The 22509-nt window shown below is 61.0% G+C and carries 18 protein-coding genes and 1 tRNA gene; 12 read left to right on the top strand and 7 right to left on the bottom strand.

Annotated features, from left to right (window positions below; translation table 11 throughout):
- Nucleotides 1–41 precede the first annotated feature (41 nt).
- Nucleotides 42–1802, bottom strand: a complete 1761-nt coding sequence (locus HP556_RS13585; RefSeq protein WP_089267173.1) for an ATP-binding protein — start codon at nt 1800–1802, stop codon at nt 42–44.
- Nucleotides 1803–2106: 304 nt separating this feature from the next.
- Between HP556_RS13585 and HP556_RS13580 the strand changes: the two genes are divergently transcribed.
- The 9 genes from HP556_RS13580 to HP556_RS13540 all read left to right on the top strand — a co-directional run bounded on the left by HP556_RS13580 (nt 2107) and on the right by HP556_RS13540 (nt 10229).
- Nucleotides 2107–3003 carry a LysR family transcriptional regulator gene (locus HP556_RS13580; protein WP_116660335.1) on the top strand — a complete coding sequence of 299 codons (897 nt, stop codon included), beginning with the start codon at nt 2107–2109 and terminating at the stop codon, nt 3001–3003.
- A 182-nt stretch (nt 3004–3185) separates the two neighbouring features.
- Entirely contained in the window at nt 3186–4190 is a 1005-nt protein-coding gene (locus HP556_RS13575) for a Bug family tripartite tricarboxylate transporter substrate binding protein (protein ID WP_175367364.1), read from the top strand.
- Nucleotides 4187–5056, top strand: a complete 870-nt coding sequence (locus HP556_RS13570; protein ID WP_175367363.1) for an amidohydrolase family protein — start codon at nt 4187–4189, stop codon at nt 5054–5056. The genes HP556_RS13575 and HP556_RS13570 overlap by 4 nt, the downstream gene beginning before the upstream one ends.
- Before the next feature lie 28 nt (nt 5057–5084).
- Nucleotides 5085–5807 carry a PIG-L deacetylase family protein gene (locus HP556_RS13565; RefSeq protein WP_089267177.1) on the top strand — a complete coding sequence of 241 codons (723 nt, stop codon included), beginning with the start codon at nt 5085–5087 and terminating at the stop codon, nt 5805–5807.
- Nucleotides 5804–6496 carry a 4-carboxy-4-hydroxy-2-oxoadipate aldolase/oxaloacetate decarboxylase gene (locus tag HP556_RS13560; RefSeq protein WP_089267178.1) on the top strand — a complete coding sequence of 231 codons (693 nt, stop codon included), beginning with the start codon at nt 5804–5806 and terminating at the stop codon, nt 6494–6496. Before HP556_RS13565 ends, HP556_RS13560 begins: the two co-directional genes overlap by 4 nt.
- Nucleotides 6497–6513: 17 nt before the next feature.
- Nucleotides 6514–7362 (top strand): ABC transporter substrate-binding protein, encoded by an 849-nt coding sequence (locus HP556_RS13555; protein WP_175367362.1) that lies wholly within the window; start codon nt 6514–6516, stop codon nt 7360–7362.
- 152 nt (nt 7363–7514) lie between these two features.
- Complete coding sequence (locus HP556_RS13550) at nt 7515–8474, top strand: catechol 2,3-dioxygenase (protein WP_068730601.1); 960 nt, start codon at nt 7515–7517, stop codon at nt 8472–8474.
- A gap of 72 nt (nt 8475–8546) precedes the next feature.
- Nucleotides 8547–9968 (top strand): purine-cytosine permease family protein, encoded by a 1422-nt coding sequence (locus HP556_RS13545; RefSeq protein WP_175367361.1) that lies wholly within the window; start codon nt 8547–8549, stop codon nt 9966–9968.
- Between the two features lie 187 nt (nt 9969–10155).
- Nucleotides 10156–10229 (top strand) — tRNA-Gln (locus tag HP556_RS13540).
- Between the two features lie 187 nt (nt 10230–10416).
- Here the strand turns inward: HP556_RS13540 and HP556_RS13535 are convergent.
- The gene (locus HP556_RS13535) at nt 10417–11217 is read right to left on the bottom strand and encodes a YdcF family protein (protein WP_175367360.1); all 801 of its coding nucleotides are present in this window, start codon (nt 11215–11217) and stop codon (nt 10417–10419) included.
- A gap of 394 nt (nt 11218–11611) precedes the next feature.
- Between HP556_RS13535 and HP556_RS13530 the strand changes: the two genes are divergently transcribed.
- Nucleotides 11612–12307: a N5-glutamine methyltransferase family protein gene (locus HP556_RS13530; protein WP_089267325.1), complete on the top strand. Its 696-nt coding sequence runs from the start codon at nt 11612–11614 to the stop codon at nt 12305–12307.
- A 48-nt stretch (nt 12308–12355) separates the two neighbouring features.
- On the opposite strand, the gene HP556_RS13525 is transcribed toward HP556_RS13530, so the two are convergent.
- Genes HP556_RS13525 through HP556_RS13505 form a run of 5 tightly spaced genes read right to left on the bottom strand, consistent with a single transcriptional unit; the run spans nt 12356 to nt 18408 of the window.
- Entirely contained in the window at nt 12356–12622 is a 267-nt protein-coding gene (locus HP556_RS13525) for an acyl carrier protein (protein WP_089267182.1), read from the bottom strand.
- A gap of 38 nt (nt 12623–12660) precedes the next feature.
- Complete coding sequence (locus HP556_RS13520; protein WP_246297687.1) at nt 12661–14229, bottom strand: class I adenylate-forming enzyme family protein; 1569 nt, start codon at nt 14227–14229, stop codon at nt 12661–12663.
- Entirely contained in the window at nt 14229–16259 is a 2031-nt protein-coding gene (gene asnB / locus HP556_RS13515) for an asparagine synthase (glutamine-hydrolyzing) (protein ID WP_175367359.1), read from the bottom strand. The genes HP556_RS13520 and asnB overlap by 1 nt, the downstream gene beginning before the upstream one ends.
- A 5-nt stretch (nt 16260–16264) precedes the next feature.
- Entirely contained in the window at nt 16265–17272 is a 1008-nt protein-coding gene (gene nadE / locus HP556_RS13510) for an NAD(+) synthase (RefSeq protein ID WP_175367358.1), read from the bottom strand.
- A complete protein-coding gene (locus HP556_RS13505) occupies nt 17269–18408 on the bottom strand; it encodes a thioesterase domain-containing protein (RefSeq protein ID WP_175367357.1) in 1140 nt (379 codons plus the stop codon). The genes nadE and HP556_RS13505 overlap by 4 nt, the downstream gene beginning before the upstream one ends.
- 1221 nt (nt 18409–19629) lie before the next feature.
- Between HP556_RS13505 and HP556_RS13500 the strand changes: the two genes are divergently transcribed.
- Together HP556_RS13500 and HP556_RS13495 are read left to right on the top strand one after the other, a co-directional pair.
- The gene (locus tag HP556_RS13500) at nt 19630–21321 is read left to right on the top strand and encodes a methyl-accepting chemotaxis protein (protein WP_175367356.1); all 1692 of its coding nucleotides are present in this window, start codon (nt 19630–19632) and stop codon (nt 21319–21321) included.
- A 304-nt stretch (nt 21322–21625) separates the two neighbouring features.
- Nucleotides 21626–22507: a CheR family methyltransferase gene (locus HP556_RS13495; RefSeq protein WP_175367355.1), complete on the top strand. Its 882-nt coding sequence runs from the start codon at nt 21626–21628 to the stop codon at nt 22505–22507.
- The last annotated feature ends 2 nt before the right edge of the window (nt 22508–22509 follow it).

Raw genomic sequence — 22509 nt, 5'->3', positions numbered from 1 at the left:
CCGTCACCGCAAAGCGCTTGCGGCAATGCATGCCGATGCGATTAACGTAGCGGCTTCTTGAGCAGCGAGAAGCGATCCGGATCGAGGCCGAGCGAGGGTTGCAGCATCGGGGCTTCGACGCTGCGGCTCGGCGTCGCCAGCGGGCGTTCGATGAAGCCGGGATCGTTCGGTACCTCGCGATGCGAGGTGGCGCCGCGCCAGCGCTCCAGCACCGCGCTGACGAACTGCATGTCGTGACCGGCGGCGACCGAGGGCACTGTCGCGATGGTGGCTTCGGAGCGCGGCAGCTGGTGCGGCGGCACTTCCTTGAAACGCAGGCGGGTCGGCAACGCGACGCCTTCACCGAAGGCGAGTACTTCGCGGGTGCCGAGTGACGGCACGAAGGAGAGCAGGTTGGCAGCGGCATCCGACACCGCGGAGCGCAGCAGGGCCTGGTCGCGCTCGTTGGCGAGACGCATGGCGAACAGTGTGTTGCACTGGGAAATGATCGTGGCGTCGAGTTCTGCCGGACGCTGCGTCACGAGGCCGAGATAGACGCCGTACTTGCGACCTTCCTTGGCGATGCGCGACACTGCCTTGCGGGTCGGGCCAAAGCCGATATTGCGGTCGGCGGAGGCGTAGCGATGCGCTTCCTCGCAGACGAACAGCAGCGGCGAGGCGCCGTCGCTCCACAGGCCGAAATCGAATGCCATCCGGCACAGCACCGACACCACGCTATCGACGACTTCCGCGGGGAAGCCGGCGAGCTGCATGATGGTCATCGGCTTGCCGTTGGCGGGCAGGCGGAATAGATGGCTGATCACTTCCGCCATGGTGTCGCCGCCGACATTGGCGTTGTCGAACATGAAGGCGTAGCGCGGATCGTTCTTCACCGCTTCGATGCGCGAGATCAGCTTGTGATACTGGATGCGCGACGAGCGGTTCTCGAGCTTGCCCATGCGCTCGTCGATCAGCGAGATCAAATCGACCAGGCGATAAGGCACCGGCGTATCGACGGTGTAGCCGATGGTCTTGGGATCGATGCGCTTGAGGCCAATGCGGTCGGCGTTCTGGTATTGCGTGTAGACGCCCTTGGCGATCGGGATGACTTCCGAGAGGATTTCGAGCTCTTCGGGCACGCCGGGGCGGCCGGCGAACAGCACGTCGACGATTTCCTCGAAATTGAACAGCCAGAACGGCAGTTTCAGATTGCGCGGGTTCAGCACCAGCGACTTATCGCCGAAGCAGCGGCCATATTCGTTATGCACATCGAGCAGGAAGATGCGCAGATGCGGGCGCGACTTCAGGATTTCATTGAGCAGCAGCGACACGCCGGTGGATTTACCGACACCGGTGGAGCCGAGCACCGCGAAGTGCTTGCTCAGCATTTCCTCGACGTCGACATAAGCGGCGACCGACTTGTCCTGCTGCAGCGTGCCCACGTTGATCTGCTCGGAGCCGGACGGCGCATAGACCGTGCGCAGATCGTGATTGCTGATCAGATCGACGATGTCGTCGATGGTGGGATAGTTGGTGACGCCGCGCTGGAATTTGGCCTTGTCTCCGTGCCCCATGATCTCGCCGAGCAGATCGACCGAGGCACTGGCGATATACATGTCCGATGCATGCATGTTCTCAGCGGACACTTCCGTGATCATGGCAATGATGGTCGAGGAGGCGCAACGGATGCTGACGAAGCGGCCGACGGTGCCGCGCATCTCCGAGGGTGTCATCGGGTTCACGGCGAGCAAGCCGACCCGGGCCAGCGAGCCGCGAACTGAGATAATGCGCCCGAACGACGCCGCTGCGTTTAAACTGGTCATTGATGAATTCGCGTCTCACGCCCCGGTTGGGCCGACTATGCAGGTCAGGGACTGGACAAATTGTTAAGGCGCGTCCACGGGCTATCGGTGGGCTCTGCTCGTCAAACTTGCATTGCGGAATTAGCTCCGCACTGGGACGCGGAAACTCCGGCACTGGATACCTTGTCGCGCGTGGCTGGCGATCTGGCTTTACGCAGTTTTAACCAGCCCGCGAGGTCGGCATAGGCTGACGTCCTGACCTTGCATGGGTCGTCGTCGCCGCGTTATCTCAACGCGGTCGCCTTCGGCCGTGCACGGACCTCTCATGCGCATCGATTTTCCCGGCCTGCAGGCGTTTCTGAGCATCGCGGAGCGGGGCAGCTTCTCTCGTGCGGCCGCGCACCTCAATCTGTCGCAGACGGCGCTGAGCCACCGGATCAAGAAACTGGAAGAGGATCTCGGCTTTCAGCTGCTGGCCCGCACCACACGACAGGTGGCACTCACCCCGGCCGGGCTGGAACTGCTGCCGACTGCGCGGCGGATGATCGGGGAGTTGTCCGATTCCATCGATCTGCTGCGGGCACGGGGCCGCAAGCGGCAGGAGCACATCGCGCTCGGCTGCCTGCCGACCATCGCCGCCTATCACCTGCCGCGGGTGCTGAAGCAGTTCAATGCGGTGCATCCGGGGATTTCGATCAAGATCCACGATAACTCAGCCAGCGAGATCGCCACTTTGGTGCAGTCCGGGCAGGCAGAGTTCGGCATCACGATCACGGCGACCAATATATGGGATCTGGCTGTCACGCCGCTGATCAAGGAGCGCTTCGTCCTGTTGTGCACGAAGGATCATGCCTTTGCGCAACGCAAGTTCGTGGCCTGGTCGCATCTCGAGGATATGCCGCTGATCCGCATCAGTCCGCAGGCCGGCAATAGGGCCCTGATCGACGACGCGCTCGGCCATCGCCGCGACAAGCTGAACTGGCGCTACGAGGTGCAGCATCTGCAGACGGCGGTGGGCATGGTGTTCGAGAAGCTCGGCATCGCCGTGGTGCCCAGCATCGCGGTGGCGACGCAGGGAACTGCCGGCTTGATCGCCGTTCCGCTGCGTAATCCCAGCGTCAGCCGCACGGTGGGCATCATCGTCAAGCGTGGACAGCCCGTCAGCAAGCCGGCGCAGGCGCTGATCGATCTGACCCGGAAATACTTCCAGGCTGCGGGATAATCCGCTCGGCAGGATATATGCAGGAGACTGCACGATTATCCCAGATTTCTCATTTGTTTCATATATCGGAATTGGCTACTGCGGGAGCAGAACGGTCCATAGCCCTGTCGCGATGACGTGACGGCCACGGGTACCGACATAAAAACGGCAAGGGTGGACGCATCAGGCGTCTTCAATCCATCATGACGCTCCGCTTCCCGACCAGGCTCAAGCACCTGCTGAGCGCCGCGCATTTGGCGCTCGGTGCGATATTCCTCACGAACGCGGTACCTGTGGCGCAGGCCCAGTCCGGCTATCCGACCAAGCCCATTCGCGTGATCGTGCCGTTCGCGGCCGGCGGTGTCGCTGACATCACCATCCGCATCGTGGCCGAAAAACTTGGCGATAATCTCGGCCAGCGTCTCGTGATCGAGAACATGCCGGGCGCGGGCGGCGTCGTTGCGGCGCGCGCAGTGCTATCGTCGCAACCAGATGGCTATACGCTGGCGTTGCTCAGCAACGGCACCGCCGTCAGCGTACCGCTGTTCAAGAGCCTGCCATTCGATCCCGTGAAGAACTTTGCGCCGATCTCCAGCATCGGCTTCTTCGATTTCATCGTCGGTACCAATACGAATTCGCAACACAAGACGCTGGCCGACGTCATCAAGTTCGCGCGCGACAATCCGGGCAAATTGAATGTCGGCACCATCAGCGTGGGCAGTACCCAGAACCTGTCGGCCGAATTGCTCAAATCCACGGCCGGGATCAACTTCCAGATCGTGCCCTATCGCGGAACGCCGGAAGTCATTGTCGGGCTGCTGCGCGAAGACATCGATGTGATGATCGACAATTATGTCGGGATGAAATCGGCGCTGCAGGATGGCAAGATGCGTCCCGTCGGGACCACGGGCGAATCCCGTTCGGTGATCCTGAAAGACGTGCCGACGATGATCGAAGGCGGCGTGAAGGGCTATGACGTCGTGTCATGGAATGCGTTGTTTGCGCCATCAGGCACGCCGCCCGAAGCGATTGCGCGGTTGAATGCAGGACTACGCGAGGTCCTGGCGATGCCAGATGTGAAGCAGAAGCTGCTCGACCTCGGCATCGAGGCGAAAGCCAGTTCGCCCGAGGAACTGAAGGCTCGGCTGGTCGACGATATCGCCAAATGGACCGCCGTCATCGAGAAGGCAGGAATTCCGAAGCAATGACGAAACCAACCGTTCCCGGTCCCGATCCGCATACCAAGGTGCCGAAGTTCAAGCTGCCGCCGCTGGCCTGCGACGCGCATACGCATATTTTCGGGCCTGGCGCCAAATATCCCTATGTCGGTTCCTACATTCCGCCGGACGCGCCGCTAGAAGACTTCCAGGCGCTGCACAAGAAGCTCGGCATCGGCCGCGCCGTCATCGTCAATGCCAGCGTGCATGGGACAGATAACCGCGTGGCGCTCGACGCCATCGCGGTGAGCGGCGGGCGTTACCGCGCGGTGGCCAATATCGATGGCACGATCACGGAGAAGGGCTTGCGCGAACTCCACGAAGGTGGCTTCCGTGGCTGCCGCTTCAACTTCGTACGGCATCTCGGCGGCACGCCGGACATGAAAGTGTTTCATCGCATCATCGACATGATCGCGCCGATGGGCTGGCACGTCGATCTGCATTTCGATGCGGTCGACCTGCCTGATTATGCCGACCTGCTGGCGAAGCTGCCGGTGCGTTACACCATCGATCACATGGGGCGCGTCAAGGCCGCCGATGGCCTGGAGCAGCAGCCGTTCCGCATCCTGATCGACCTGATGAAGCGCGACGAGAAATGCTGGGTAAAGGTCTCCGGCTGCGAGCGCGTCACCTCGCTGGGGCCGCCTTTCACCGATGCGGTGCCGTTCGCGAAGACAATCTGCGAGACCGCGCCCGATCGCGTGATCTGGGGCACCGACTGGCCGCATCCCAACGTCAAGGCGATGCCCAATGACGGTGATCTCGTTGATCTGATCCCGCTCTTCGCGCCGGATCCGGTGATCCAGCAGAAGATCCTCGTCGACAATCCCGCGCGACTGTTTGAATTCGACACTTAAGCGACGCGAAAATCCGAAGGAACATCCGATGTCCAAAGCCAAGACCGGCCTCGTGGTCTCCGCCCATCCCGGCGATTTCGTCTGGCGCGCCGGCGGCGCCATCGCGCTGCATGCGAAGAAGGGCTATCGCGTCAAGATCGTCTGCCTCGCTTATGGCGAGCGCGGCGAGTCGCAATTTGCCTGGAAGCAGGCGGGCATGACGCTCGACAAGGTCAAGGCGGGACGGAAAGACGAAGCGGAGCGTGCGGCGGCGTCGCTCGGCGCCGAGATCGAATTTTTCGATGCCGGCGACTATCCGTTGCATCTGACCGAAGCACACAAGGAGCGGCTGATCGATATCTATCGGGAGCTCAATCCAAGCTTCGTGCTGACGCATTCGCTCGAAGATCCCTACAATGTCGATCATCCCGCGGCGACCGCCGCCGCACAGGAAGCCCGCATCATCGCGCAGGCGATGGGGCACAAGCCTGAAGCAGAATACAGCTACTCTGCGCCGCCGGTGTTCCTGTTCGAGCCGCATCAGCCGGAGATGTGCAATTTCAAACCGCAGGTGATCCTCAACATCGATGAGGTCTGGGACATCAAGCGCAAGACGTTCGAAATTCTCGCTGCGCAAAAGCACCTCTGGGCCTATTACGAGCGCGTCGCCTTGCAGCGCGGTATGCAGGGTGGTCGCAACACCGGCGCGGCCATGACCTATGGCGAAGCCTATCAGCGCCTGTTCCCGATGACCGTGGAGACACTGGCATGAAACCCGTCGTCGTCAGGAATATTCAACGCGCGGATGCCGACGTCGTGCAGCGGCTCGGCGCGCTCGGCGTCTCCACGGTGCATGAGGCCTATGGCCGCTTCGGCCTGATGAAGACCTATATGAGGCCGGTGTGGTCCGGCGCAGAGGCGGCCGGTACCGCCGTGACGGTGCTGGCGCAGCCCGGCGACAACTGGATGCTGCATGTGGCCATCGAGCAGTGCAAACCCGGCGACATGCTGGTGGTGGCCTGCACGACGGACAACACCGACGGCATGTTCGGCGATCTCCTCGCGACCTCGCTCAAGGCACGCGGCGGTGTCGGTCTGATCATCGATGCCGGATGTCGCGATATCAAGACGCTGCGCGAGATGGGCTTTCCGGTCTGGTCACGCGCGATCTCGGCGAAGGGGACGGTCAAGGCGACGCTCGGCGCGGTGAACGTGCCGGTGGTATGCGCTGGCGCGCAGGTGACGCCGGGTGACGTCATCGTCGCCGATGAAGACGGCGTCGTGGTGATCCCGCGCAAACATGCCGCTGAGGTTGCGGTGAAGGGCGAGAAGCGTTTCGCCGAAGAAGACGCCAAGCGGCAGAAGCTGGCTTCCGGTATTCTCGGCCTCGACATGTACAATATGCGGGAGCCGCTCGCCAAAGCGGGTCTGGTTTACGTCGACGATCCCGATCAGGCCTGAGCGGGGAGGAGGCTGGCATGCGGCTTCGTATTCTGCTCGGCGATCATCCGCATACGGCTGCGTTGAAATCCGGCGCGATCACGTCTGATCTCGTCGAACTGGACTTCGCGGACTACAAGCCCACCAATAAGGGCTTCAAGCCCATGGTGCGCGACGGGGCTTTCGACATCGCCGAAATGGCCATCGTCACCTATCTGATGGCCAGGAGCTACGACAAGCCGATGGTGCTGCTGCCTGATGTGATGATGGCGCGGCATCAGTTTGGCTTCGCGGTCACGAACCCCGGGGCTGGTATTGCCGGACCTAAGGATCTTGAAGGCAAGCGCGTCGGCATTCGATCGTTTACGACGACGACGGGCGCGTGGCTGCGCGGTATGCTCGCCAACGACTACGGCGTCAATCTCGACGCGATTGAATGGATCACCTTCGAGGATCCGCATGTCGCCGAATATGTCGACAGCACCACCAGGGCACCCGCCGGCAAGGCGATCATGCAGATGTTGTTCGACGGCGAACTGGACGCCGTGCTCGGCGAGAAGAGCGACGATCCACGGGTGGCGCAGTTGTTCCCAGACGTGGCCGCTGCAGAGAAAGCCTGGCTGGCCAGGCATGGCGTGGTGCCGATCAACCATATGGTAGTCGTCAGCAAGCAATTGTCCGATACGCGGCCCGACGTCGTGCGCGAAGTCCACCGTATGCTGGAGGCGAGCAGGGCGGCGGCAGCCGGCAAGAGCCTGTCTTTCGATGCGGATGCCATGAATCGTTCGTTGGCTCTCATTGCAGACTATTCTGCGCAGCAGGGGCTGATCCCGCGCAGGTTCAGCGTTGATGAGCTGTTCGACGACGTGACGCGCGCGTTGCGATAGCGCGCCGTCGCCCTCATCCTGAGGAGCGGTCGTCTTCGACCGCGTCTCGAAGGATGAGCGCCCAATTCCTCATGGTTCGAGACGCGCGAAGACGCGCTCCTCACCATGAGGGGATCGAGTAAGCTCGACTAGAATACTGGAGGAAACAACCAATGACTCCCGAACCCATTTTCGATCTCGCCCATCTCGGCCATCTCGAATTGCTGACGCCGAAGCCGGACGAGAGCCTGAAATTCTTCGTCGACGTCATGGGCATGACCGTGTCGGGCCGGCAGGGCGAGTCGGTCTATCTGCGTGGCTGGGACGACTATGAGCGCTATTCGCTGAAGCTGACGGCGTCGAACACGTCGGGTATGGAGCATATGGCGCTGCGCGCACGCAGCCCGCAGGCGCTGGAGCGCCGCGTGGCGGCGCTGAAAGGCTCCGGCTACGATATCGGCTGGACCGACGGCGATCTCGGGCACGGGCCGGCATTTCGCTGCCGCGATCCCGACGGGCACATCGTCGAACTCTATTACGAGACCGAATGGTACGAGGCGCCGCCGGAACTCAAGCCGGCGCTTAAAAATCAGGCGCAGCGCTATCCGGCGCGGGGCATCAATGTGCGGCGGCTCGATCACCTCAACTGCCTCGCGGTGGACATCAAGGCCAATCGCGAGTTTTTCGAGCACTATATGGGGCTCCGGCTGACCGAGCAGATCGTGCTCAATGACGGCACGGAAGCGGCGATGTGGATGACCATGTCGAACAAGAGCTACGACTTCGCCTATTCGCGCGATCACTCCGGCACCAAGGGACGCTTCCACCATGTCACCTACGCGCTGGACAGCCGCGAAGACATTCTGCGCGCGGCTGATATCTTTCTGGAAAACGGCGTGTTCATCGAGACTGGTCCGCACAAGCACGCGATCCAGCAGACCTTCTTCCTCTATGTCTACGAGCCCGGCGGCAACCGCGTCGAAGTCGCCAATGCCGGCGCACGGCTGATCCTGGCGCCGGACTGGAAGCCCATCGTCTGGACCGAGGAGGAGCGCAAGAAGGGCCAAGCCTGGGGCCTCAAGACCATCGAGTCATTCCACACCCACGGCACGCCGCCGGTGCCCCACAAGTAGCAAGCCGCGCTGCCGGGATTGGTACGCGTCTTGCTTTGTTGACCTCAGGTTGTTTCTGACGTGGGGGCGAGCATGACTAACTCTGAGTTGCGGGCAGACATCCACAGTATCGAACCGATCCCTGATGCCGACCGGGATTCCACCGGGCCGCAGCAAATGTGGATCTGGGCCGGCGCCAATATTGCGCCCGTGAACTGGGCGCTCGGCGCGCTTGGTATCATTCTCAAGCTCGGTCTGTGGGAAACCATCGCGGTCATCGTCATCGGCAATGCGGCGGGCTCCGCGATCTTCGCCGCCTTCACGGTCATGGGCCACAAGACCGGCGTCAACCAGATGGTACTCGCGCGGTCGGCCTTCGGGCGCCGCGGCGCCTATTTGCCGAGCCTGTTGATGTTCCTGATGACGCTCGGCTGGATCGGCGTGAACACCTATTTCCCGGTCAAGATCTCGATGGCCATTCTCGGCCAGTTCGGCATCGCGGATAGCTGGTTCGCCAATCTCGTTGTGATCACCATCGTGATGGTCACGCAGGTGGTGATCGGCACCTATGGTTTCTATGCGATCCGCACCTTCGAGAAATACACCGTGCCGGTCACAGTGGTGATAATGGTGCTGATGAGCGTGCTGGCCTGGAGCCAGCCCGGGGTCGTCAACTGGAATCACACCACGTCGCTGCCGCCGGGGCCGCATCTGGCGATGCTGTCGCTGCTGATGACCGCCGTTGGCGTCGGTTGGGGCATTTCGTGGGTGACCTGGGCGTCGGACTATTCGCGCTTCGTGCCGCGCTCGACCTCGTCAAAGGCCGTGTTCTGGTACAGCTATGTCGGCATGTTCGTGCCGTCGGTGTGGCTGGCTATTCTCGGTGCCACCATCGCGTCGGTGACGCTCGACACCGATCCCGCCAAGATGGTCTCGGCGGTGTTCGGCGGCGTCGCTAGCATTCTCGTGCTGCTGCTGGTGCTGCACGGGCCGATCGCCACCAATATCCTCAACGTCTATTCGTCGGCGCTCGCGGCGCTGAGCATGGGCGTCCGCTTCTCGCGGACGATGCTGGCGCTGATCGTCGGCGTCGCCGGCTATGCGGTGACGGTGTATTTCATCTTCGCGCCGTCCTTTGCGAAGGCCTTCGACAACTGGCTGATCAGCCTGCTGATGTGGATGAGCCCCTATGCCGGGGTGGTGTTGGCCGACTTCTTCGTCAGGCGGAAGAGCCAGATCGACATCGCCGAACTCTACAAGTCGCCGGAGACCAGCATCTATGGCGATATCAACTGGAGCGGCATGATCGCGTTCTTCGCCGGCCTGATCGCCACCTGGCTGTTCCAGGATGGCCTGGTGCCTGCGTTGCAGGGGCCGATCTCGATCAACCTTCTCGGCGGCGCGGATCTGAGCTGGCTGGCGGGCATCGTTGTAGGCGGCGGCGTCTATCTGGCGCTCAGCAGGCGTCTGGCGCCGGAGCCGATGGCCATCCCGGTCGGTGGACCGGGCGAATAGGGCGAGGCGACCGGGCAGGCCGCGCCTTGTGTGGCCTGTCCATTGCCAGTGGTGTCAATGAGCTGTCATTTCCGTCCAGAGGCCTTGCGCTTTGTCCGGCGGACGGGCTAGAACGCGCCCGAACGAGATGAGCATCTCTGTTCCGACCGATTCCAGACTGGATTTTCCTGTAAGTCTCTGAATCGTTTGGGGAATGGTGTAACGGTAGCACAACAGACTCTGACTCTGTTTGTCTAGGTTCGAATCCTAGTTCCCCAGCCACACTCGAATTTCCCTTCGCAGATCAAAGACTTCTAACCCGCAGCCGTTTCGAGAAAATCCGGTGGTCCACAACAATGGCCCACACGAGGCTCGAATGGCGTCCGGTCGGTACCTGCGGCGGCGTGGCCATACATGGCTTTTGGCTTCCGACGGCCCGCGGCGCTTGCCTTATCTCGGGCCCGGAGAATCAATGTGCATCGGGCCCCGGCAGCAAGTCATCGATCCGCCCCGTGACTCGATAGGCAATGAGCCCGAACCATTCGCGCACCGCAATGTCGGTCCGCGACAGCCCGTCAAGGGCGAGGGTGGTGAAGGAAAGTGCGGCGCGCCGACCGCCGACCCACCAGTCGACTGGATAAGCCTCGACCGGAAATCCGGCTTTGCGAAACAGGCCAATCGATCGCGGCATATGGAACGCTGATGTCACCAGAACCCAGCGCTCGCCCGGCTTCGGCGCCACGAGCGCCTTGGTGAACTCGGCGTTCTCATGCGTGTTGCGCGATTGCCGCTCCATGATCAATCGCGATTTGTCGACTCCAAGGCTTTCGAAGAGCGCGGCGGCGTAATCGGCCTCCCTGGCATCCGATACCAGTCTCGGACTGCCGCCGGTGAACACCACGCGTGCGTTCGGATACTGTCGCGCCAGCGCTGCGGCTGCGATGATGCGGTCGGGCGAGCGACGGACGACCGGCGTGTCACGCGCAAGCGAAACATCGGCGTCGATCGAGCCGCCGAGCACGATGATGCCGTCAGGCGCACGCTGTCCCGGATCCCAGGGCGGGAAGCGCGATTCAAGCGGATAGAGCAGCAATCTTCCAGCCGGTGAAAACGCGGCGACCGCAAGCAGCACGGCGGCTGTGATCATAAGCCCGCGGCCAAGCGAAGAAAGCCGTGTTGCCGAAAGAACCGCGCCGAGCACACCGAGGCCGACCAGGAAATTGACCGGCGCAAGTGCGTTGCCAAGAGTCTTGGACAATATAAAAAACAACGTAAGGCCTCAGCCTCGTTGATACCAAGAACGCCATAGCAGCAAACGGCCAACGAAGCCATCGTCACGAATCGTTAGCTCGCCGGACAGGGTGCCGGATCGCCGCGGCCCCGTTCATGAGAACTTGAAAAGCGGGACAGGCAAATACCACGCAGCCTCGAAGTGGCCGAAGTCAGAGCGAGGTCTGCGTCGTCGGATGACCATGCAGCCGGTGGGTTGCCGCATCGCCAAAATGCGTAAGGAGCGCTGCCGAAAACAACTGCATTGCCGCTATCGGCCCATCTACCTCATTGTGACTACCGCCATTGCCACATGGACAGGGCATGGTTCTGTCCGGTGCATGATCACGCCGCATGCAACAGTTGTCGCGCAACGTCCAGGCAGGGTGACCGCAATGAGCGAAGTGATCAACGTCGCCAAAGCTTACGATGAGGGACGTACTCTGTTTATGGGAATAGAGCTGCTGGTCGCGCCCGGTGCGCTCGTCCCCCGGCCGGAAACCGAATTGCTTTGCGCGAGCGCTGTCGATGCTCTGCGTCAGTTAAACGTGGCGGAGCCGCGGGTGATCGACATGTGCTGTGGCGCAGGCAATCTGGCATGCGCCATCGCGCTCCAGACCCCCGACGCAAGCGTCTGGGCGAGCGATCTAACCGATGGATGTGTCACTGTCGCACGTCGCAATGTCGCCTATCACGGACTCACGCAACGCATGTCGGTGTTTCAGGGCGATCTGTTCGACGCTTTTTCAGGTCTGTCGCTGGATGGGACCATCGACCTGATCGTCTGCAACCCACCCTATATTTCGGAAACGCGGCTCAGAGGCGACCGGGCCCCCTTGCTCGAACTCGAACCACGTGAGGCATTCGCAGCCGGTCCTTACGGACTTAGCATCCATATGCGGGTTACGAAGGACGCAGTCCGATATTTGCGGCCGGGCGGCATCCTCCTGTTCGAGGTCGGCGCCGGTCAGGAGCGGCAGGTGACAACCCTTCTTGAGCGCAACAAGAGCTACGAGAGCATCAGCGTGGTGACGAATGAAACGGGCGAAGGCCGCGTCGTTATGGGATACCGCAAAGGCGCAACAACCTGAACCGCTACGGTGGCGTTCGTGACGCGGTTTGGACGCTGCAGACAAGCATCAGCTCTTCTTGCTCATGACGAAGCGTGAAATTCCCTCGATGGAATCCAGGTTCTCAGGCAAGAGCTCGCTATCTTCGACCGTGATGCCGAAGGTCTCCTCGATGAACCCGATGACCTCGAGCACTCCCGTCGAGTCGATGATGCCTTGATCGAGCAGCGATGTGTCGACCTCAAGCGAGTTGGCTTCAGCAATGTAGAAGTTCGACAGCAAGAAATCGCGAACTTGCCTTCGATAGGTCTCGAGTGGTTCCCTGACTAGCAACATGTTTCAACTCCAATGCGTAAAGAAAAGTCACGCTCGGATCATTCGGAAATCGACGCCTGCAGTGCTCTCTTGTTGAGTTTTGCTGTATTCGTTCGCGGCAGGCTGGGCACGATCACAATACACTTCGGCACCATGAAGCTTTCGAGGCGTCGCTGGCACTCTTTCTGAATCTGCTTCTCGCTCAGTGTTGTTCCCTGTTCGATAACGACAAACGCTTTAACCGCCTGCCCGAGGAGCTCGTCGGGAACGCCAATCACCGCGGCTTCCCTCACGCCCGGAATATCCATCAGCACGTTCTCCACTTCCTTGGGAGCGATCTTCTCGCCTCGGGACTTTATGATCTCGTCGCTGCGGCCAACGAAGTAGAGGTAGCCTTCCGCGTCCATCTGGCAGTAGTCACCGGTGTACAGTACCTGCTCGCCTGGCAGCGGACCGGCCTTGAGTTTCCTGGCCGTGGCCTCTGGCTTGCCCCAATAGCCTCGCATCACCGTCGCGCCGCGAATGACAAGCTGACCGACCACGTCGGGGCCCACGCGTCTGTCGCGCTCGTCGACAATCCACATCTCGGTATTCGGGATGGCGATCCCGACGCTGAGCGGCTTTCGATCGATATCCTCCGGGGGCAGAAAGGTGCAGCGCTTGCATTCAGTGAGGCCGTACATGGAATAAATGCGGGCATCCGGGAATAGATCCTGCAGCAGACGAATGTGCTTCATCGGCAGTGCAGCTCCGGTGTTCGTGACATAGCGGATACTCGAGAGATCGTGCTCCTTGATCGACTTGAGCCCCGATAGCGTTGAGAAGATCGTCGGCACGCCGGGCAGGCCGGTCACCCGTTCGTCGGCGATAAGCCCGAGAATCTGTGCCGGAAAAGCGAACGACCGTTCGAGGACCAGTCGCGCGCCCGTGCGAAACGCCATGATCATCTGATACAGGCCGTAATCGAAGGCGAGTGGCAGGACATTCAAAATGACCTCGTCTTCGCGTAGCGCGAGATATGATGCGATCGACGTGCACGCGGACAGCATGTTCCGGTGCGTCAGCATCACGCCCTTGGGATCGCCCGTCGATCCGGAGGTGTACACGATGGCCGCGAGATCGATATCGATGCAGCGGCGCGCCGGAGCTAGGTCGTGGCTGGCGGCGCCTGCCTCGTCCCAGCGTACCGCATGGGGCAGCCCCGTCAGCTCGGCATCGTCGATGGGCCCGGAAACGATTACCCGTCGCAATGACGGGCATGCCTGCGCAGGCTCCTCGAATATCGTGAGGAGATGTTTGTCTGTGATAAGCGCCGACGGCTGGCAATCATTGAGCAGGTAGCCAAGCTTGTCGCGCTTGGTGAGCGGATTGACGATGCACACCACGGCATTCGCCTTCAGCACGGCCCAGAAACTGACGACGGTCTCGACAGTGTTGTCGGCGAAGATAATCACCCGATCGCCACGTTCGACGCCGCTTGCGACCAGATAATTCGCGATTGCGTTGGAGCGTGCCTCGATCTCACCATAGCTGACGCGATGCTTGCCACACACCAGCGCCACCTTTTCACCGAGATGACGGGCGGAGTGGATGAGGTAATCGTGCAGGAGCGGTACAGGACCATGCATCAGGACAGGGCCCCCTCAACCCGGTGCTCGCGATCGATATCGACGGTCAGCTCCAGAGCGTGGCGCCCACCAGGACGGCTTGCGATGAATTGTTGGTGCAGGAGCTGGGTCGATAGCACGCCGACCATCGCCATGTTGTCGGAGTTGGAGAGATCGCCGTTGCCGGTTGCGGCCTGTGTCCGGCACTTGCTCCGCAGGCGCGCGACCGCGTCAGGATCGAAGACGTTTGCTTCGCGAATAGCCGCCTCCGAAAGCGCGTCGTCGATATAGGCGGGCGTATCGCGGCCAACGAAACATAGAGCGTCGGGCGCGCGGAATGGCTGCTTCTTGCGGGCGATGATCTCCGACGGCACGATCGGCTCTGCGACGCGCTTCAGAACGTGCTTCTCGTCAAGGACGCGGAGCTTGTAGGCGGGCGGCAGCGAATTCGCCAGCGCGACCACGTCCTCGTCAAGGAAAGGAAAGCGACCTTCAACCGAATGAGCCATGAGCATTCGATCGCCCTGAGAGGACAGGAGATATCCCGACAGCAGTGTTTGGATTTCAAGATATTCATCCTGCGCAAGGGAGCTCCATTGCGTGAATTCCGGAGGTAGACCGGCGATCAACTCGGAAACCGCATCGTGTCTCGCCGACTCCGCGCTCATGTCGCTGGAGAACAGTCGTTTGATGCCGCTGGTCGTTCGCCAGCGGGTGTCATGCGCGAAGCCCGGCGCGGCGTGCTCCGACAGATTGCGCCCAAAAAACTGCCGGGCCATTGCCTGCTGCCGTACCGGCGAGCGTGTGAGATAAGGGTAGAGACGCTCAAGCAGCCGCGCGCGGCGTGTCGAAGCGGGTTGCCGGCCCCAGAAACGGCGGACCTTGCCTTCGCGAAAGAGATCGTAGCCGGCAAACATTTCGTCGGCGCCTTCGCCGGACAGCACAACCTTGACGCCGCAGGCGCGCACCAGACGCGACAGCAGGAACAACGGCGCTGGCGCGGTTCTCAAGATCGGACGCTCGGTGTGGTAGATGACCTGCGGAAAAATCTCGGCGATGTCACTGCGCGAGACCACCACTTCATGGTGCTCACTCCCGGTGACACGGGCAACCAGTCGCTGGAAGTCGGTCTCATCATATTCAGCGTCAGCAAAACGCAGTGAGAAAGTTTGGAAGCGTTCGCCGGCAAAGTGGCATCCCATCGCCGCAATAAGCGAACTGTCGAGCCCGCCGGACAAATAGCTGCCGACGTTTACGTCGGAGCGCACCATTCGAAGCGACGTCGCGGATTCCAAAGCGCTGCGCACCTGCTTCACGGCATCGTCGAGTGAACCGGCAAACCGGCCGTCGCGCGAGCTGGACAGTTGGGGATATCGCGGCTTCCAGAACGCTTTCTCGCGAACGTCGCCGTTTTCATAAATGCGGAAATGTCCCGGGACGAGCTCCTTGATCCCTTGAAACACGCTCTGCGGCGCCACAACGGTCCAGAGAGTGAATGTCTGATCGATGCCGACTGGATCGAAGGTGCGGGGAATCGCTGCATCCGCCGCGAAGATGGCCTTCACTTCGCTGGCGAAATACAGTCGACCTTCGCGCTCGCAGAAATGCAAAGGGCAAATGCCGGTGCGATCGCGCGCCAACACCAGACGACGGGCTACCGAGTCCCAGATCGCGAGCGCCCACTGTCCGGTCATCCGCTCGAAGGCGTCCTCGCCCCAGGCCCGATAGGCGTTGACGATGACCTCCGTGTCGCTGCGGGTCCGGAACCTGTAGCCAAGCCTGATCAGCTTCTCACGCAACTCAACGTAGTTGAAGATTTCGCCGTTGAACACGATCCACGTCGTGCCGCTCGCGTCCGCGAGAGGCTGCTGACCGCTCGAAATGTCGATGATGGACAAGCGGGCATGTGCCAATCCCGCGCGTTCGTCCCGGTATAGGCCGCGCTCGTCCGGGCCGCGATGGGCGAGCGCGCCGAGCATGCGCATCAAGGCTTCGCGGGAGGGGGGCCCTGCGGCGGCGGTTACTGACACTATGCCCGCGACACCGCACATGCAGGTCAGTCCTCGAATACTTGAGTGATGAGCAGGGGTCGTGCGTGGAGGTAGCGCGTGACACGACGCTTGGCGTCAATATCCCTGAATACCAAATCGACCTGGGCTGCTGTCAGTCCGATAGCCTCTGCAACTTCGTCTGACGGAATCCCGTGATTCACCGCGTAAAGGCACAGATCCATCTGGTGATAAGGCAGCGCAAAATAGAACTCCTCCTGGCTCTGCGGCATCGAGAACGTATCCGTGGTCGGTGGCCTGCGCTGGATCTCCTCCTCGACCTCGAGATATTTCGCGAGCTGATAGACCTGCGTCTTGTAGAGATGGGCGATCGGCATCACGTCCGCAATTCCGTCGCCCTGCTTGACGAAAAAGCCCAGGTCGTGCTCGAGACGGTTCGGTGTGCCGGCGACCGCGTATCGGAGGCGGTCGGCGTGGTAGTACTCCGTCATCTTGCGGACGCGCTGCTTGAAATTGGTCGCGGCGACGATCTGGAGATAGGCGTTTGACGAAAGACGAACGGTGCGGGTGCTGCCGTCGCGGCTCTGAACCGTGAGACGGGTGATATTCAATCCGTTGCTCGCGAAAACCGACGGTAGCACCAGCTTGCATTTCCAGCCGTCGTCATATTCGGGAACGACGGTTCGGATTGCCTCGACCTGCCGGCGATAGGCGCCGAGTCCCTCGAGGGCGGGCGATATGTCTTCCAACACGGTATCGATGCCAAGCTGCGCCGCCCAACTGCGGCCGAGCCTCAGCGAATCGTCCGAAGAATGGTGCTCGGGCATGAAGATGCCCAAGACCTTGTCGTTGCCGAATGCACGCACGCACAACGCCGCGACGACGGAGCTGTCGATGCCGCCGGAAAGACCAACGACGGCGCCGCGGCGCCCTAACACGCCCAAGACCTGTTGGCGTAGCGCCTGGACAATCCTCTCGACTTCGGCAGCGGGATCGAGCGCCAATACGTTGTTGCCAAACTCCCGCGCAGCCGGAATGTGCGCAGCAAGGGTCATGACAGCGCTTTCCGCTTGCAAAACTCGGCCGGCGTGTAGGTTTGCACGACCGCACTCTCGACCAAGGGGAGGTTGGTGGCGAGGTAGGGCTCGACGACGAGCTCGATATGCGTGCCTGCGACGGGGATCACGTCCAGGCTTGCGAGTGAGCAATCCCAGCCGAGCGATTGCGGCGCTCCATCTCGGTTGCAGCGAAACAGTGTAGCTCCGATCGGCAAAGACGGCCTGGGCGACGCCAGCCATTGGTAGAAAGCTCGCGACCGCAACACCTCTTGCAGCTCAAGCCTAATTCGGAAGCAGGTGGCGTTGAACTTCCCTCGCGCATAGCGATGAAGCATCCAGGTAAGGGGGGCCTCGCCACCGATTGCTGCCGTAACCTTTGCGAGCGCCCGGCAGGCTATCCGCGAAATGTTCACACGATTGGCGCGGAGCCGCCGCAACGTTCGGGCGAGCGTCTCCCGGTAATCGCGGCCCTCGTTGATAATCGCTGTATCGAGAATCCCCAGGAACTTGATGGACCGCCGTGCTTCCAGCAGCCGCGCCGCAACTTCGAATGCCACCACACCACCAAGGGAATGGCCGAGAAGGCGAACATGTCCGACGGGTTGGCTCCGGCGGATTTGCTCCACCGCGGCATCTGCCATAGAGGCGACCGTGTTGTTTCCGGCGAGGATGCTCCCCAGGTCGGGGTATTTGATCGGGACGACCCGGGCGATCTTGCCGAGCCCCGCTGCAAAAGCGGCCATGCTCGGACCGTAACCAAGGGACCCCGGCAACAGGAACAGGATGGGACGCAGATCGGCTTGCACGCCCACGGCTTTGGCGGTTGCCTTCCCGGACACAATCGCCTTGACCATCTCCGCGGCTGTCATATCGAGCGCGAAGTGTGCGACCGAGAGCTCCAGCCCGGTGGCGCTCTCTATCTCCTGAATGCACCGCTGCAGCCTTGATAAATCGTCGGCTTCCTCCGAGGTTCCAGGCATGTTGGGAGTGTTGAAACTCGTGGACTGGGCATCCCGCACGATTTGATAGATCGTCGGCTCGCGTCCCTGCGCCCATGAGGGCCGCAGCCTCTGGTTGACGAACGGGTCGGCCGGTCGTTCCACCACTTCTGGTTGGAGATAAGTCCGAGCCATAGGTCACCTGCCGAGCCTAAAGCTTGTTATCGCCGGGCACGGAAATTTCGACATCCTGCGTTTGAAGGACGTCGCCGACAGATGGGACAACGGTGTGCCATTATGTCGCGGTGGCGCTGCCGCTGAGCTTCATTGATTTCCGCGATCATCTTTGGGCACGGCGGGATTGCTGCTCATTCTCACGAGCACGCGATGATCGAGGCGGCTTGGTTCCGTGTTGCTGGAAAGTAGCAAGCCAGGCGCTGCGCTGAACACCAGCTCGATATGAATGCCCAGCGCTGTGATGACGACTGGGTGCAGTATGTCGTCCGGAACATGTCCAGAAAGGTGCTTGAGGGCCGCACCATCACCATGACCGGCCCGCTCCAAGCTGAGGCGAAGGAACTCTCTGAAAGCTGCCGGGCGATCATCAGGAGCGCTGCAACGGAGTACCGCATAGTAAAAGTTGTGGAACGGAGCAAGACAACCGGACTTGAGTCGATGACTTCACTCCGCGGAGGTATCGATGTGAGAGCAACGAAACTACCAGCAGTCGATCTGTTGCTGTGCCGCCGTTGCGGGGGGGCACGCACTCTTATCAAGATTGTGGCGCAGCCTAGAGCCAGTCTGCCCGGCGATCGGAGGACGTTCCGGTGTCCCAGCTGCATGTCGTCCCAGACCTACCAAATCAACCGGCACGGGGCGCAGCTACTATCTTCGGATTGAGATGCAATTGGGCGGCTATAATCTGACTGGAAAATATCCGGACCAGATTGCTCCTGATTCTCCAGCCGGCACGCTCAGTCGTGTTCGCACGCCGCGTCGTCCCCACGTCGAGCGACGGATAAACTTCAGGTCGTCGGTATGTCGGCGGCTGGAACCAAAAGTTGCGATTTTGATTCGCTACTTTGTCCAGGGGCACTACGTCGTCGCTAGCTTACGCCGACACGCGTCCACAAGTAGTGGAGTTGTGGCTGTCAACCTCAGATACTCGTTGCTAACTGGCTGATATTGCAGGCCATCGAAAAAGAGAGCTTCAGTTCACTTTTGTTCAGTCAGAATGTCGCACCTTTACCAACGGTTTACATAATACCTACAAATTGCAGGAACGGGACTTGATAACAAGAAAGTCATCAAACCCCGTGTTCGTCGCTCTGCCAATTGCACCTCTGCTGACTGCTTCATTTCCACGACACCCCGCACATTGCGGACCAACGGTCGAAAACCGAGGGACCCTTCGTCATGCTCGCCAGCCTGTCTATTCGCGCCAAGATCACCATTGTTCTTTCATTTTTGCTGCTTGCGATGACGGGTCTGGGCCTGGTCGCGGTTCGCAAGATGCAGGCGATCAACGCCAATGCGGTGGATATCCAGACCAGCTGGCTGCCAAGCGTGCGTTTCCTCGGCGATCTGCGCTCCGGCGTCATCACCTATCGCAACGTGATCCGTCAGCACATGCTGTCCGAGACGTTGGAGGAGAAGCTGGCCAATGAGAAAACGCTCGAGACGGTGGTGGCGAGCAACACCGCTATCCGCGCGAAGTATGAGAAGCTGATCACCTCGCCGGAAGAGCGCGCGCTCTACGAGGAATGGAGCAAGCTCTGGGACAGCTACAAGAAGGGCACGCTCGATGTGATGGATCTGTCGCGCAAGAGCGCCGGCAAGATGCCACAGGAAGCCAATGCGTTGAACACGAAGACCGTGAATCCGATCGGCCTGAAAGCTGACGAAATCCTGAACAAGGACATCGAGCTCAATCTCAAGGGCTCCGACACTGCCGGTGCAGACGCCCTGGCCAATTACGATGCTGCCTTCATGATGGTTGTCGCAATCCTCGTCGTCTCGGCGTTGCTCGGCATCGGCATCGGCATCTACCTCGTGCGGGACGTCTCCAGCGGCATCGCATCGATCGTCAAGCCGATGCAGGCATTGGGCCAGGGCGATCTGTCCGCCGTCGTGCCGCATCAGGGCATGAAGACCGAGATCGGCACGATGGGAGACGCGCTGCAGATCTTCAAGCAGGCGCTGATCGACAAGCGTGCGGCGGACGAAGCTGCAGCAGCCGATGCAGAAGCCAAGATCGAGCGCGGTCGCCGCGTCGATAGCATCACCCGCGAATTCGAAACGATGATCGGCGAGATCGTCGAGACGGCGTCGTCGGCTTCGACCGAACTGGAAGCCTCTGCCAGCACGCTGACTGCGACCGCCGAACGTTCGCAGGAGCTGACAACGACCGTGGCAGCCGCTTCGGAGGAAGCCTCGACCAATGTGCAGTCGGTTGCTTCGGCGACCGAGGAGATGGCCTCGTCAGTGAACGAAATCAGCCGTCAGGTGCAGGAATCGGCCAGCATCGCCAATCAGGCCGTCGATCAGGCCCGCCTGACCAACGATCGCGTCAGCGCGCTTGCCAGTGCGGCCGCTCGCATCGGTGACGTCGTCGAGCTGATCAACAACATCGCCGGCCAGACCAATCTTCTGGCGCTCAACGCAACTATCGAAGCAGCGCGTGCCGGCGAGGCCGGTCGTGGCTTCGCGGTGGTGGCATCGGAAGTGAAGGCGCTGGCCGAGCAGACGGCGAAAGCCACCGGCGAGATCTCGACGCAGATCTCCGGCATCCAGGCGGCGACGCAGGAATCGGTTGGTGCGATCAAGGAGATCGGGGACACCATCGGCCGGATGTCCGAGATCGCTTCGACGATCGCCTCGGCGGTGGAAGAGCAGGGCGCTGCGACCCAGGAAATCTCCCGCAACGTCCAGCAGGCAGCGCAGGGTACCATGCAAGTCTCGTCGAACATCACCGACGTTCAGCGTGGCGCCAGCGAGACCGGCTCGGCATCCTCGCAGGTGCTCTCTGCAGCGCAGTCGCTGTCCTCGGACAGCACGCGTCTGAAGGTCGAGGTCAGCAAGTTCCTGAACGCCGTACGCGCAGCCTGACGCTACGAGATATCGAGACATTGAAGCCGGCGCGAAAGCGCCGGCTTTTTTCATTGTCAATTGATGCCGCTTCCACCCATTCGCTTGGTGCGCTGTTCTGTTTGCGCAGGTTATGGGCTACCGCGTGCAACGGTTATGTGGTCGCGCTTCTCAACTTTGTGCCCGGCGTTGCGCGACGTCCTGCGGCGTCTTGGCGATCTCTTAGTCATTTGCTGCAATCGTGTACTACGCGCTTTTTGCACGCAGCGGCATACCGTCGTCGCTGCAAGTTATTTGGACCGGCGTTGCGTCTTAGAAAGAGACCATGACCCCTATCGATTATGAGTATTTGCAGAAGATTCTGAAAGATCGTTCCGGATTGGTGCTATCGGCCGACAAGAAGTACCTGCTCGAAAGCAGATTGATGCCGCTGGCGCGTAAGGTCGGTGTCGCCGGGATCAGCGAACTCGTTCAGAAGATGAAAGCCGGTTCGGAGCCGATGATCTCGGATGTGGTCGAAGCTATGACCACCAACGAGACCTTCTTCTTTCGCGACAAGACACCGTTCGAGCATTTTCAGAACACGGTTATTCCCGACCTGATCAAGGCGCGCGCAGGCAAGCGTAGCCTGCGGATCTGGTGCGCCGCCGGCTCGACCGGGCAGGAGCCATATTCGCTCGCCATGATCATGAAGGAATTCGGCGCCGCGCTGACGGGGTGGCGCGTCGAGATCGTGGCCACGGATCTCTCGCCCGAAGTGCTCGAAAAATCACGCACTGGCGTCTACACCCAGTTCGAGGTGCAGCGCGGCCTGCCGATCCAGTTGCTGGTGAAACACTTCAAGCAGACCGGTACGACGTGGCAGCTCAATGCTGACATCCGCGCGATGGTTCAGTTCAAGCAGTTCAACCTGCTGCAGGACTACGCACATCTTGGCAAGTTCGACGTCATCTTCTGCCGCAACGTGCTGATCTATTTCGATCAGGCGACCAAGACCGAGATCTTCGGCAGGCTTGCAAAAGCCAGCGAGGCTGACGGCTATCTGTTTCTGGGCGCAGCCGAGACTGTGATTGGTCTCACCGACCGCTATCGGGTTTGCCCCAATCGTCGCGGTGTGTATCTGCCGGTGAGTGCGCAAGCGTCGCCATCGATCGTGCCCGGCATGGGTGCCGGACTGAAGACGTCTCCCGCCAGTATGCGGGCGTAGGA

It is taken from the genome of Tardiphaga robiniae, assembly GCF_013359755.1.
Lineage (GTDB): Bacteria > Pseudomonadota > Alphaproteobacteria > Rhizobiales > Xanthobacteraceae > Tardiphaga > Tardiphaga robiniae.
Note: the sequence above shows the minus strand (reverse complement) of the source record. Positions and strands in the feature narration are given on the sequence as shown.

Coding starts and splice junctions, on each gene's coding strand:
- HP556_RS13585 (WP_089267173.1), bottom strand. CDS start 1,802: ATGACCAGTTTAAACGCAGCGGCGTCGTTCGGGCGCATTATCTCAGTT.
- HP556_RS13580 (WP_116660335.1), top strand. CDS start 2,107: ATGCGCATCGATTTTCCCGGCCTGCAGGCGTTTCTGAGCATCGCGGAG.
- HP556_RS13575 (WP_175367364.1), top strand. CDS start 3,186: ATGACGCTCCGCTTCCCGACCAGGCTCAAGCACCTGCTGAGCGCCGCG.
- HP556_RS13570 (WP_175367363.1), top strand. CDS start 4,187: ATGACGAAACCAACCGTTCCCGGTCCCGATCCGCATACCAAGGTGCCG.
- HP556_RS13565 (WP_089267177.1), top strand. CDS start 5,085: ATGTCCAAAGCCAAGACCGGCCTCGTGGTCTCCGCCCATCCCGGCGAT.
- HP556_RS13560 (WP_089267178.1), top strand. CDS start 5,804: ATGAAACCCGTCGTCGTCAGGAATATTCAACGCGCGGATGCCGACGTC.
- HP556_RS13555 (WP_175367362.1), top strand. CDS start 6,514: ATGCGGCTTCGTATTCTGCTCGGCGATCATCCGCATACGGCTGCGTTG.
- HP556_RS13550 (WP_068730601.1), top strand. CDS start 7,515: ATGACTCCCGAACCCATTTTCGATCTCGCCCATCTCGGCCATCTCGAA.
- HP556_RS13545 (WP_175367361.1), top strand. CDS start 8,547: ATGACTAACTCTGAGTTGCGGGCAGACATCCACAGTATCGAACCGATC.
- HP556_RS13530 (WP_089267325.1), top strand. CDS start 11,612: ATGAGCGAAGTGATCAACGTCGCCAAAGCTTACGATGAGGGACGTACT.
- HP556_RS13525 (WP_089267182.1), bottom strand. CDS start 12,622: ATGTTGCTAGTCAGGGAACCACTCGAGACCTATCGAAGGCAAGTTCGC.
- HP556_RS13520 (WP_246297687.1), bottom strand. CDS start 14,229: ATGCATGGTCCTGTACCGCTCCTGCACGATTACCTCATCCACTCCGCC.
- asnB (WP_175367359.1), bottom strand. CDS start 16,259: ATGTGCGGTGTCGCGGGCATAGTGTCAGTAACCGCCGCCGCAGGGCCC.
- nadE (WP_175367358.1), bottom strand. CDS start 17,272: ATGACCCTTGCTGCGCACATTCCGGCTGCGCGGGAGTTTGGCAACAAC.
- HP556_RS13505 (WP_175367357.1), bottom strand. CDS start 18,408: ATGGCTCGGACTTATCTCCAACCAGAAGTGGTGGAACGACCGGCCGAC.
- HP556_RS13500 (WP_175367356.1), top strand. CDS start 19,630: ATGCTCGCCAGCCTGTCTATTCGCGCCAAGATCACCATTGTTCTTTCA.
- HP556_RS13495 (WP_175367355.1), top strand. CDS start 21,626: ATGACCCCTATCGATTATGAGTATTTGCAGAAGATTCTGAAAGATCGT.